This window comes from Actinoplanes sp. CA-015351 (assembly GCF_050955685.1).
In the GTDB taxonomy this organism is placed as follows: Bacteria; Actinomycetota; Actinomycetes; order Mycobacteriales; family Micromonosporaceae; genus Actinoplanes.
The window spans coordinates 5,781,601-5,793,083 of the sequence record NZ_CP192102.1 but is presented as its reverse complement, the minus strand read 5'-3'; the positions used below and the strand labels follow the sequence as shown (position 1 = coordinate 5,793,083).

10 protein-coding genes and 1 pseudogene are annotated in these 11,483 nt (G+C 69.4%); 6 read left to right on the top strand and 5 right to left on the bottom strand.

Annotation, left to right across the window (positions count from 1 at the left end; genetic code table 11):
- Positions 1-5: 5 nt before the first annotated feature.
- Together ACQP2E_RS26385 and ACQP2E_RS26380 are read right to left on the bottom strand one after the other, a co-directional pair.
- Positions 6-200 carry a helix-turn-helix transcriptional regulator gene (locus ACQP2E_RS26385; RefSeq protein WP_433825629.1) on the bottom strand — a complete coding sequence of 65 codons (195 nt, stop codon included), beginning with the start codon at positions 198-200 and terminating at the stop codon, positions 6-8.
- Between the two features lie 276 nt (positions 201-476).
- The gene (locus ACQP2E_RS26380; RefSeq protein WP_433825628.1) at positions 477-1,076 is read right to left on the bottom strand and encodes a TetR/AcrR family transcriptional regulator; all 600 of its coding nucleotides are present in this window, start codon (positions 1,074-1,076) and stop codon (positions 477-479) included.
- A gap of 115 nt (positions 1,077-1,191) precedes the next feature.
- Here ACQP2E_RS26380 and ACQP2E_RS26375 point away from each other — a divergent pair, with 115 nt between their 5' ends.
- The 6 genes from ACQP2E_RS26375 to lexA are packed head-to-tail and all read left to right on the top strand — an operon-like array spanning position 1,192 to position 7,258.
- Positions 1,192-2,253, top strand: a complete 1,062-nt coding sequence (locus ACQP2E_RS26375) for a hypothetical protein (RefSeq protein WP_433825627.1) — start codon at positions 1,192-1,194, stop codon at positions 2,251-2,253.
- Entirely contained in the window at positions 2,250-3,467 is a 1,218-nt protein-coding gene (locus ACQP2E_RS26370) for a hypothetical protein (RefSeq protein WP_433825626.1), read from the top strand. The genes ACQP2E_RS26375 and ACQP2E_RS26370 overlap by 4 nt, the downstream gene beginning before the upstream one ends.
- Positions 3,464-4,642, top strand: a complete 1,179-nt coding sequence (locus ACQP2E_RS26365; protein WP_433825625.1) for a hypothetical protein — start codon at positions 3,464-3,466, stop codon at positions 4,640-4,642. The genes ACQP2E_RS26370 and ACQP2E_RS26365 overlap by 4 nt, the downstream gene beginning before the upstream one ends.
- Positions 4,643-4,702: 60 nt before the next feature.
- Positions 4,703-5,356: a helix-turn-helix domain-containing protein gene (locus ACQP2E_RS26360; protein ID WP_433825624.1), complete on the top strand. Its 654-nt coding sequence runs from the start codon at positions 4,703-4,705 to the stop codon at positions 5,354-5,356.
- The gene (locus ACQP2E_RS26355; RefSeq protein ID WP_433825623.1) at positions 5,353-6,576 is read left to right on the top strand and encodes an MFS transporter; all 1,224 of its coding nucleotides are present in this window, start codon (positions 5,353-5,355) and stop codon (positions 6,574-6,576) included. Before ACQP2E_RS26360 ends, ACQP2E_RS26355 begins: the two co-directional genes overlap by 4 nt.
- Before the next feature lie 58 nt (positions 6,577-6,634).
- A complete protein-coding gene (lexA, locus tag ACQP2E_RS26350) occupies positions 6,635-7,258 on the top strand; it encodes a transcriptional repressor LexA (protein WP_433825622.1) in 624 nt (207 codons plus the stop codon).
- A 685-nt stretch (positions 7,259-7,943) separates the two neighbouring features.
- Here lexA and ACQP2E_RS26345 read toward each other — a convergent pair.
- From ACQP2E_RS26345 to ACQP2E_RS26335, 3 genes and pseudogenes are all read right to left on the bottom strand, one after another.
- Positions 7,944-8,324, bottom strand: a pseudogene (locus ACQP2E_RS26345) (formylglycine-generating enzyme family protein); the annotation flags it as partial.
- Positions 8,325-8,968: 644 nt separating this feature from the next.
- On the bottom strand, positions 8,969-10,219 hold the full coding sequence (locus tag ACQP2E_RS26340; RefSeq protein ID WP_433825621.1) for an O-antigen ligase family protein: 1,251 nt from the start codon (positions 10,217-10,219) through the stop codon (positions 8,969-8,971).
- Positions 10,216-11,478 (bottom strand): lipopolysaccharide biosynthesis protein, encoded by a 1,263-nt coding sequence (locus ACQP2E_RS26335; RefSeq protein WP_433825620.1) that lies wholly within the window; start codon positions 11,476-11,478, stop codon positions 10,216-10,218. Before ACQP2E_RS26335 ends, ACQP2E_RS26340 begins: the two co-directional genes overlap by 4 nt.
- Positions 11,479-11,483 lie beyond the last annotated feature (5 nt).

The window sequence follows — 11,483 nt, the reverse complement described above, 5'->3', positions numbered from 1 at the left end:
CCGGGTCAGGGTTCGTCGTCGAAGAGGTCTTCGATCTTCTGGTTGAAGAGCCGGGACAGGCGGAAGGCCAAGGGGAGGCTGGGGTCGAACTTGCCGGTCTCGATGGCGTTGATGGTCTGGCGGGAGACGCCGGCTCGCTGGGCCAGGTCGGCCTGGGTCCAGCCGTGTTCGGCGCGGAGTGCGGTGATGCGGTTCTTCATCGGTAGCGGAACTTGCCGGTGACGAAGGCGAGCACGAAGACGATGCCGATCAGCGCGGGGAAGAGGGCGAGGTCGAGGTCGCGGGTGATCAGGCCGGCCGTGTCCGCCACGACGTACGCGAAGCCGATGATCCAGGCCAGGCCAGGGTCGCCGCCCAGATGAGCGTACCGAGAACGAGTTGCGCGGAGGCCTTGAGTTCGTCTGCTGCTTGCACGTGCCCTCCCTTGCCGCGATGTCAAGGACACTTGACACGCTAGGGTGCCTCGCGCCGTGATGTCAAGCGTGCTTTACATCGATCAGGAGGTGGCACCAGGAGTCGGTGATCGTGGTCAGGGTGGTGGCTCGGTCGAAGGTCCAGCCCGACTCGAACCAGCGCCGTGCCACGTACTCGAACTGGCCGAATGCCAGCATGGACCGGACGTGCCTGGTGTTGGCGTCGAAGCGGTCGGCCTGGTTCAGGCCGTCGTGCATCGCCGACGTGGTGCTGTCGAACCACTTGGTCAGGGCCGCATTGATCTCCGGCTCGATCGCGGCGGCCTGGTACGCGGCTGTCAGATAGGGGGCGATCGGGGGCCACTGGTCGAACTTGCGGTTCAGCCACTCCTCGACCAGCGGGCGTTCGCCGCGCTCGACCACCTCGGCAAGCGGCGGGTCGTCGATGCCGATCAGCTTTTCGATGACCTCGTCGAGCAGGGCCTGCATCAGCTGCGCCTTGGAGGGAAAGTGCAGGTAGAACGTGGTTCGAGTGGTCCCGGCGCTGGCGGCGATCTCGTCAACCGTGGCGGCCGCGTACCCCTTGGCCCGGAAAAGGGCGAGGCCGTGATCGAGAAGGAGCCGGCGGGTCATCAACTTCTGCGTTTCGCGGAGGTTCGCCACGGGATCACACCTTATCGGCGTGCGCAAGCCCGCGTTCAACCGCTGTCGATCGAATCATGTAACAGTGGCGATGTACTGTGCCGTCGCCGAGTTCTGATCACAAGGAGTGGTAACCGTGACGACGTCCGTGGAACGGGCACCAGCCGCACAGCAGGCTGTGCCGTTCACCGCGAAAGAGCGCTGGGTTCTGGTCGTCGCCAGCGCCTGGCTCGTGATCGGGCTCCAGCTCGACGCGTACGCGCACGCCACGACGCCCGAGCTGGAGACGTTCTGGACGCCGTGGCACGGCGTGCTGTACTCCGGCATCGCCGCTTCCGGGTTCACCCTGCTCTGGATCATGCGCTCCCGGCTGCCGAGCATTCCCACGTACCAAAGCCTGCTCGCCCTGCCCAACGCGCTGCGCCTGCCGCTCGCCGGCATGGCCGCGCTGCTGGTCGGCGGCGGTATGGACACCCTCTGGCACAACGTGTTCGGCATCGAGCGGGACATGGAGATCTTCGTCAGCCCGAGCCACGAGTTCATCATCCTGGGCATGGCGCTGGTCGCGATGGGGCCGGCGTTGATGCAGGCCACGCTGCCCGGCCGCACGCTCGGCTTCGGTGGCGGCTGGCTGGTCGGCGTCTCGGTGCTCTTCGCGGTGCTGCCGGTGCACATCTACTCGCTGCACGCCTCCGCGATCGGTTTCCGGCACCTGGGCATGGGCAACGGCGACGAGCCGATCCCGATCTTCTCGCCGGACGCGCAGCTCGTGCACGGTTACCTGTTCAGCACGGTCCTGCTGCTGCTCCCGCTGATCATCATCGGACGCCGGTGGGCGCTGCCGCTCGGACTGCCGACCGCGCTGATCGCGATCCCGGCGCTGCTGATGCACCTCATGTTCGACTCGGAGGACGCGTGGTGGCCGGCGCTCACCCTGGCCGTCGCCGCGGTGGTGCTGGAGGCGGGTTTCCGCATCGCGAACCGTTTCGTACGCCTGCCGGTCAACGCCCGGTGGATCCTGCTTGGCCTGCTCGCCCCGCCGCTTGCCTGGGGATCCGTCCTGGTCGTCGGCAAGATCGAAGAGGGCAGCGTCGGATTCAACATCCACATCGTCAGCGGGCTGCTGCTCTACACCGCACTCACCGGGGCGGCCACCGTGCTGGTCGCGCGGAGCGTGCAGTACCTGCAAGCCGAGTGAAGGCACTTCTCGCGCTCCTCGCGTTCGCGATCACCCTGCTGGCGGCGCCGGCCCCGGCGCACGCACACGCCGGTGGCCTCACCGCGACCGACTCCCGGAGCCGGGTCGTCGCGGTGACGCCGGCGGTTCCGGGACTGCGCGTCGTCACGATCGAGAACGGCGCGCGGATCCGGCTGGTCAACGGCACCGGCGAAATGATCACGCCGGCTCCGGACACGACAGGCAAGGTGCCGGCGGCCATCGCGCCGGGGGCGGACGTGACCTGGATCGACAGCCGGGTCACGCCGGAGGGCCGCCGGATCGCCGCAGGTCAGACCGTCGGCTGGACCATTCCGCTGGATGTCGGCGGTACTACCGTCACGGTCAGCGGCGTGCTCACCGGCGAACAGCCGCCGATCCCGCTGATCTGGTGGGTGTCGGCGGTCCTCGTCGCGGCCGCCGTCATCCTCGCGGCACGCCGGTTGACCAGGGGTGATCTGCTGCTCTGTTCGGCCGGGCTGGTAGCCGCCGGCGCGTCGATCGGGCACGTCGCCGGTTCCACGCTCGCCGTCGAGTCGGCGCCGCCGGCCGGGACGTTCCTCAGCGCCGCCGGGATCAACCTGCTCGCCTGGCCGCTGATCATCGGTGGGGCGGTGACCGCTTTCCGTGGCCGGCCCGCCGGTGTCCTCGCGGTCTGCGGCGGCGCGGCCCTGACCGCGGTGTTCGTACTGCCGGACGTGACCTCGTTCCACCGGGCGGTGCTGCCGTTCGCCGGGCCCGCGATCGTCGAACGTTTCCTCGTCGTTCTGGCGCTCGGCCTCGGCGCGGGCGTCGCGGTCGCGGGAGCGGGCGTTCTGCGTACGCTCGCCCGCCAGCCCACGGCCCTGCTGCTCGTCGGGATCCTGGTCCTCGGCGGCTGCACCCGCACCACGCCGGTGGCGGCGGTTCCGTCCACCTGTGGGTCGGCAGCGCCTGATGCCGTACCCCTGAATGTCGCTCTGCGTGAGGGGCGCGCGGAGCCTGCGCCGCATCGGGTGTCGGTGCCGACGGGGAGTCCGGTGTTGCTCGGTGTGAGCGCGGACGTGCCGACCGAGGTGCATGTTCATGGCTATGACCTGGTCTATCCGGTGCGGATCGGGCAGCCGGCGTGCGTGCTTTTCGTCGCTGACCGTGCTGGGCTGTTCGATGTGGAGGCGCATCCGGAGACGCTGCTGTTGCAGATCGACGTTCGGTGATCGTCGCTCACGGTGTCGGCAGTTCCGCCGATCTGCCGCTCCCGCTCGACCTGGTGCTGCAGGCCGGCGCCGCCACTGTCGTCCTGTCGTTTCTGATCGCGGCGTTCTGGTGGCGCCGCCCGCGCCTGTCGTCACGGATCGTCAGGCGCGTCCCGGCGGGAAAACTCCGCTGGCCGGTGCTGATCCTGGCCCTCTACGTGCTGGTCAACGCGTTCCTCGGCCCACCCAGCGGCACGAACCCGGCCGCGCACGCGCTCTTCGTCTGGCTCTGGGTCGGCCTGGTGCTGATCAGTGTCGTTTTCGGACCTGTGTGGCGCGCGGTCAACCCGTTGCGCACCCTCTTCGCGCTTCTGCGCCTGCCGCGTCGCGGGCTGCGCCCGCTTGCGCCTCGTCCGCTCGGCAGCGCCCTCGACTCCTGGCCCGCGGCTGCGTTTCTGCTGCTCTTCGTCTGGTTCGAGCTCGTCGCACCCCATCATGGCGATCCGGTCACGGTCGGTGCGTTCATTCTTGGGTACGCGGTGACGCAGCTCGCCTGCGCGACGGTACGCGGTGAGGACTGGTTCGCCCGGGGTGACTGCTTCGAGGTCTACTCGGATCTGGCCGGGCGTCTGAGTCCCCGGGTCTTCGCGTTCTCCGGCGTCCCGGCCGGAGCCCTCGGTGCCTTCCTCGCCGTCTGGTGGGGCTCGACGGTCTTCGACAGCGCGTCGGCGTCACCGGCCTGGGCCACGTTCGTGCAGCGTGCGGGCCACCCGGACGGGTACGCCACCGGTGCGCTGGTCGCGATCTGCGGGCTGGTGTTCCTCGCTGTCCAGCGGGTGGCCGGCCGTCTCGACGTGACCGCCTCGCTGATTCCGATCGCCGTCGGTTACACCCTCGCCCACTACCTTTCGTCACTGCTCGTGGAGGGCCCTCGCGGACTGTTGCTGCTGGTCCAGCAGTGGGGGATCGCCGACGGGGTGACCTGGGACGTCGCCCCGGTGCCCTCAGTGATCGCCGGCGCGCAGATCGCGCTGATCCTGATCGGTCACGCGCTGGGCGTGATCATCGCGCACGACCAGGCGCTCGCCGAGTCGCCGGATCGGCCGGTGCTGGCGACGCTCGCCGACGAGCTGCCGATGGTCATCTTCATGATCGGGTGCACCTGGGCGGGCCTGTTCCTACTCTTCGTCCGGTGAGTCGTAAGTTTTCTTTATAGATTCATTGAGAAGATGTCTTTGCATTGATAGCTTCTCATCATGGTCGATATGCCAGCCCGGCTGCTGTCCGACATGGACACCCTCAAGGCGTTCGCTCATCCGCTCCGTCAGCGGATGCTCACCCGGCTCCATCGGCACGGGCCGGCCACCTCCGCCGACCTGGCCGTCGAGTTCGACGCCGACCGCGGCGCCACCAGCTACCACCTGCGACAACTGGCGCGGTACGGGTTCATCGAGGAGGACGCCGCACTGTCGGCGGGACGGCGCAAGTACTGGAAGTTCGTTCCGCAGGACCTGCGGCTGCCCCGGGACTTCGCGAATCCGGATGTGGGGGCCGTCGTGGAGGAGATCGGCCGGCAGTGGCTGGAACGCGCCGACCGTGACCTCACCACGTACCTGACCGACCGGGCATCCTACGGCGAGTTCGCCGCGGCGGCCCAGCACTCGTTCGGCGCGACCGTGCTCACCGCCGAGGAGCTGGAGAGGTTCGGTGAGGAGTACATCGCGTTCCTCAACCGCTGGCACCGGACGCCGGACGAGCTGCCCGCCGGTGCCCGGCCGATCACGGTGCTGTTCCATGCTTTCCCGACGCCGGAGGCTGCGTCTCCTTCGCCGGAGGCTGTGGCTTCTTCGCCGGAGGCTGCGGCTTCTTCGCTGGGAGTCGCGTCTTCTTCGACGGAGGCCGCCGGATGACCGCGCCGGCCGGGCAGTCGGCGGAGGCGGTGTCGCTCTGGCGGAACCGGGACTTCACGCTGCTCTGGGGTGGTCAGGTGGTGTCCGGGCTCGGTGCGCAGATCAGCGCCACCGCGACGCCGCTGCTGGTGCTGGCGACGACCGGTTCCCCCGCCGATGCGGGGCTTGTCGGGGCGGCGGGGACCCTTCCGCACCTGCTCGCCAATCTGCCGGCCGGGCCGCTGGTCGACAGGTGGGACCGCCGGAAGATCCTGCTGATCAGTGAAGTCGTGGCCGGGTTGACGCTGCTCACGGTGCCGCTCGCGATCTGGTCGGGGCTGCTGACCACGGCGCAACTGTGCTTTGTCGTGTTCGTTCAGGGGCTGTGCTTCGTCTTCTTCGGGCTGGCGGAGCGGGCGGCGTTGCCCCGTGTTGTGCCTGCTTCGTGCGTACCCTCGGCAATTGCCCACAATGAAGCCCGGAGTCGCGGCAGCAGCTTGGCCGGTCCGCCGCTCGGCGGAATGCTCTTCGGCGTCGACCGGGCGCTGCCGTTCCTGGTCGACGGGATCTCCTACCTGATCGCCGCGGTGAGCCTGATCTTTCTGCGACGCGACCTGCAGGAGCCGGCGCCGGCGGTCACCGAGCCGGTCTGGCGTGCGGCGCTGACCGGGCTGCGATGGATGTGGGGGCAGCGGGTCGTCCGGCTCGCGCTCGCGCTGATGGCGGTGAGCAACCTGGTTTTTCAGGCGCTGGTGCTGGTCCTGGTCGTGCGGGCGCAGGGGGCCGGCGCTTCGGATTTCGAGATCGGGCTGATGCTCGGGCTCTACAGCACCGGGGGCCTGGTGGGTGCGCTCGCGGCCACCCGGCTGCATCGGATGGTGACGCCGCGTGTCCTGATCATCGGCATCAACTGGGTGTGGGCGCTGCTGTTGCCGCTGTTCGTGGTGGATGCCGGGCCGCTGTGGCTCGGCGCGGTCGGTGCGTTGTGCGCGTTCGTCGGCCCGCTGTGGAACGTCATGATATTTACGTACGCGACCCTGCTCGTCCCCAATCACCTGCTGGGCCGGGTGATGAGTGCGGGCGCCACGCTGACCTGGGGAGTCATGCCGCTCGGGTCGCTCGGCGCGGGGTTCCTGCTGACCGCGGCCGGGCCGGTCACCGCGATCTGGGTGCTCGCCGGGGTGATGCTCGCCGCCGCAGTGGCGGCAACCCTCGATCGAGGGTCATGGCCTTCCCTCTAACGTGCGGTTTCGGTCACGGTTAGTACATCTGATCTAATCGTGGGGTAAGGTGCGGCACATGAGCATCGACAGCGGTGAGGGACCGAAACGCCCGATAACCGCCAAGCAGGAGCGGATCCTGGCCGTCATCCACGAGTCCATCCGCGACCGTGGTTTCCCGCCGACCGTCCGGGAGATCGGCGCGGCGGTCGGTCTGGTCTCGCCCTCCTCGGTGACGCACCATCTCAAAGTCCTCGAACGGCACGGCCTGCTGCGCCGCGAACCGCACGGGTCACGGGCTGTCGACGTCCGGACCCCGTCGACGGACCGGACCATCAGTGTTCCGGTGCTCGGGGCCATCGCCGCCGGCACGCCGATCCTCGCCGAGGAGAACGTGGAGGATCACCTCACGGTTTCGGCCGGGATGGTCGGGCACGGGACGTTCTTCGCGCTGAACGTCAAGGGCGACTCGATGATCGATGCCGCGATCTGCGACGGGGATGTCGTGGTGGTGCGGCAGCAGCCGGTCGCGGAGAACGGCGACATCGTGGCGGCGATGATCGAGGGCGAGGCGACGGTGAAGGTGTTGCGGCGGCGGGGGAGCCGGGTGGAGTTGGTGCCGCGGAACCCGGTTTATCAGGTTATTCCGGGTGATGAAGCGGTGGTGCTGGGCAAGGTGGTCTGCGTGATCCGCCGCCTCTGACGGGGGGTGGTGGGGCTGGCGGGGCTGCGTTTTACGTCGGCGGGAGCCCACGGTGGGTTGGTGTCTTGCCGAGCCCCGGGCACACGGTGGGCGTTCGGTTCGGCGGGGCTTGGGCACACGGTGGGTGTCTGACTCGCATGGACGGGGGCACACGGTGGGCGTCTGGCTCGCATGGACAGAGGCACACGGTGGGCGTCTGGCTCGCATGGACAGAGGCACACGGTGGGTGTCTGGCTCGCATGGACAGAGGCACACGGTGAGCCTGAGCAGTGACGAGGACACACGGATCGGTTGCGTGTGACCTCGTCGGTGCCATAGCCGTGATCAGGGCGCACGGAGTGATTGCGTGTTCCTGGGTCTATGTGGATCGGCGTCAGTGTGTGCTGCGGACTACGCGGCCGCGCCGCTATGTGTCCGCTGGTGTCGGGTCGGTCGCCGGTGCGTTCGCTGCCCGGTGCGTTCGGTTGCCCGGAGCGTGTCGGTTTGGAGCGTGGATCGCACTATTCAGTGCGGATCGCACTAATTCGGTGCCGATCGCACTAATTCGGTGCCGATAGCAGTATTCGGTGCTGATCGCACTATTCGGTCGCGAATGCGCCCGGACTCGGCAGGCTTGGTGGAAACGACGTTGCGAAAACGCCCGCGAGGCAGCACTGACAGTCAGCCGGACCTGGCCTCCGGGTGGTCAGGTGGGGAGGGTGCGGGCCGGGCGGAACGTTATGTCGTCCAGGGTCAGGTCGGGGTGGCTTCGGCGGCGGACTGAGGCTCGGCAGCTCCAGTGTTCGTCGAACCAGCCGCCGCCTCGCAGGACGCGGTATTCGCCGTAGATCTCGGGGTCGTATCGGTCCCAGCACCACTCCCAGGCGTTGCCGAGCATGTCGTGCAGGCCCCAGGCGTTGGGTTCTTTGCCGCCGGGTGGGTGGATGCGGTCGCCGGAGTTGGCTCGGTGCCAGGCGATGTCGTCGAGTGGGCCGTATCGAGGGCCGGTTGTGCCGGCTCGGCAGGCATGTTCCCACTCGGCTTCGGTGGGCAGCCGGTATCCGTCGGCGCTCCGGTCCCAGACAATGCCGTCCCCATCCCCGCCAGCGCCGACCGCGCCAGCGCCGACCGCGCCAGTGCCGACCGCGCCAGCGCCGACCGCGCCAGCGCCGACCGCGCCAGTGCCGACCGCGCCAGCGCCGGTCATAAACGCGCCGGGTCCCAGAGCGCCGGGATCCAAAGCGCCGAGACCCAAAGCCCCGGGACCCAAAGCCCCGGGACCCACAGTGCCGAAACCCAGACCGTCTCGCCTGCGAGCACCCCCGAGCGGGGCGTTGCGGATCACCGGGCCTGTTGGGGACAGCGGCGGGGGCTGGGCGGGCGGTGGCTGGGCCGGCGGGGGCTGGGCGGGCGAGGGCTGGGCGGGCGGTGGCTGGGCCGGCGGGGGCTGGGCCGGCGGGGGCTGGGCGGGCGAGGGCTGGGCGGGCGAGGGCTGGGCCGGCGGGGGCTGGGCGGGCGTTGGCGGGAGCAGGCGGTAGGCCGGCGTCAGCCCGTCCCGCGCTGACAGCTCGTTGCAGAGGTGGACCGCGTCCCACCACGAGACGTTCACGAGCGGCAACGATGACGACGCGGTCAAGGGGATCGCGGACAGCTGGAAGGCGGCGACCTCCACTGACCAGCGGCGGGAGCTTCGGCGGTCGGACAGCGTCACCAGCCCCGCCGGGACTCGGATCAGGTTGAGGCTCGGCTCCATGGGTGGCTGATCCTATCGGCTGGTACCGCCCCTGGTGGGTGGGCCTGGTGGACCGCCGCCAGCACCAGCATGATCCACATGATCCGGGCGTCGAAGTAGTCGCCCGAGAACAAGCAGGTCGCGCCGATGAAGATGCCGCAGTATGCGGAGGTGCGGGCTTCGCTGCTGCGCTGCGCGCGGGGCGTACGGATGTACGCGTGCCAGAGCCCGAACCACGCCAGCCCGAGCAGCGTCAGCCCGACGAAACCACCCTCGGCGGCGACCGAGAGCGGGAGGTTGTGGACGTAGCGTTCGCCTTCGCCGAGGTTCGCGATGGCGTGGAAGCCGTTGATGCCGGTGCCGAAGAGCGGGCGCTGCCAGAACAGTCGCAGCGCCCAGGCGAACAGCACGTCACGGTCGGAGGTGTATCCCTGGCCGACGGTGGCGTCGACGAAGCGGGTCTGCACGAAGTCGGCGATCACCGGGCCGGCGGTCAGCGCCACCATGATGGAGAGGACAACCAGGAAGCCCAGCGGTTTCGCGAGCTGGTTCCAGCGCGGCTTGGGCCGGATCGCCACGATCGCGATGGCGCCGGTGATGGCGATCGCCGCCAGGCCGCCGCGGGAGCCGGAGGCCAGTGCCCCGAACACGAAGGCCGGGATCGGCATCAGCCAGTACAGCTTCTGGCCGCTGCGGAAGTACAGGTACAGCGACGTGATGCAACCCAGGAACATGACGCGGACGAAGACGTTGGGGCCGCCACCGAGGGCCGCCCACCGGCCGTTGGAGGCATGCCCACGGCCGGACGCGGCGGCCAGGAAGTAGACCCAGGCGGCGATGTGGAACAGGTACAGGGTCATCCGGGTGACGTGGTCACGGTCCCAGTGCGCGAGCGTGTAGTAGACCAGGATCAGGAACGCGGTGGCGGCCAGGTCGCCGATCATCGGGCCGGTGACCGCGCCAGATGGCACCCACGCGGCGGACAGGATCTGATAACCGAGCAGGCCGAAGATCGGCAGGACGGCGTACCCGCCGGCGGTCTTGCCGGCCGGGCCGATCCGGTGTGCCTCCAGCAGCAGGCACAGGGTCAGAGCGAGGTAGAGCAGCACCCGGACGTCGTTGATCACCGGGACGTCGAGGCCGAGCCGGGTCAGCACGAACCGGCCGGCCAGGGTCGCGATGAACGCGAGCACCACGACACCGCCCGGCTTCGGCCGGGCCGGCGGCAGGTTCTCGAAGTACGAAGTCATGGCTGCCGCCCGGAAAAAGAAGGACCGAGGGCGCGGACCACCAGCCGTTCGGCGCGGAACCCGAGAACGGTGGCGGCGAGGCAGAAGGCGAGGACGGCGGCCGTCGACGCGGGCAGCACCAGCTGGCCGGCGTGGGTCAGCACCACCTGGATGACGAAGCAGCCGAGCAGCAGACGGCTGATCGCGGGCCGGTCGAGCAGCGCGTCGAGAGTGGGCCGGGCCGCGTAGAACATGGCAAGCGGGATCGCCGCGACCGCGCTGATCCGCACCACATCGGCGGCGGCGCTGAACTCGGGGCCGAGGAATCCGGCCACCAGCGCCGGCGCGAAGACATGGAGCAGGGCGGCGGCCACGGCGGCGAGCACGGCCGCGTACATCGGGAGCCGGACCAGCATCCGGCTGGTGTCACCACCTCCGGCCGAAGGATCCGCGTGGAAGAGCCGGCTCAGCCGGGGCAGCAGGACCGGCGTCAGCGTGCCGAACAGCGAGCAGATCAGGGTCACCGCGGAGGAGGCGAAGCCGACGTATCCGGCCTCCGGTCCACCGGGCAAGGCGACGGCAACGGCGAAGGTGGGATAGGTGAACAGGGCGGGCAGGGCCATGTCCCCGGGCAGCCGTCGGATTCCGTACCCGATCAAGGTGCGCAAGGTGGGATCGGGCCTGGACCCGGCAGGGGCCGGCGGAGCCGGCGACCGGTGACGGACAGTGAGCGTTCCCCAGGCGGCGACCAGCGTCATGCCGGAGCCCTGTAGCAGCAGGAAGTCGTCGACGCGGTCCGCGAGAGGGAAGACCAGGACCGGGATGAGACCGAAACCGACAGCGGAGATGGTGTTCGCGCGGGCGATCTGATGGGTGCCGCGCAGCGCGGCGACAGCCATCGAGCAGAGGCAGTTGCCGACCAGCATGATCATGATGGCGGCGACCGCGCCGGTGCCGCCGGGTAGGCCGAGAAGGCCGCTGACCTGCGGGCCGAGCGCGACGCCGATGAGCGTTAGCCCGATCGCGACGCCGGCTTGGGCGAGGAAGGCCTGCAGGGCGAGGCGTTCGGTCCCGACGCTGGCCCGGGGCAGGAAGCGGTGGAGGCCCTGTCCCATTCCGATCATGGCTAGCGGCTGGAACGAGCTGACCACGCCGCGGGCGATCTGGTAGTAGGCGAAGCCGGCGACGCCGCCACGGCGAGCTACGACGTAGAAGAGGAACAGGCCGATGCCGAGCACGAACCACTGCGAGAGCAACGTCGCGGCGTAATCACGTCGCACCGCAT

Excerpts from the sequence above, each read along its gene's own strand:
- ACQP2E_RS26355 (WP_433825623.1), top strand. The coding sequence starts at position 5,353 with ATGACCGCGCCGGCCGGGCAGTCGGCGGAGGCGGTGTCGCTCTGGCGG.
- lexA (WP_433825622.1), top strand. The coding sequence starts at position 6,635 with ATGAGCATCGACAGCGGTGAGGGACCGAAACGCCCGATAACCGCCAAG.
- ACQP2E_RS26340 (WP_433825621.1), bottom strand. The coding sequence starts at position 10,219 with ATGACTTCGTACTTCGAGAACCTGCCGCCGGCCCGGCCGAAGCCGGGC.
- ACQP2E_RS26360 (WP_433825624.1), top strand. The coding sequence starts at position 4,703 with ATGGTCGATATGCCAGCCCGGCTGCTGTCCGACATGGACACCCTCAAG.
- ACQP2E_RS26385 (WP_433825629.1), bottom strand. The coding sequence starts at position 200 with ATGAAGAACCGCATCACCGCACTCCGCGCCGAACACGGCTGGACCCAG.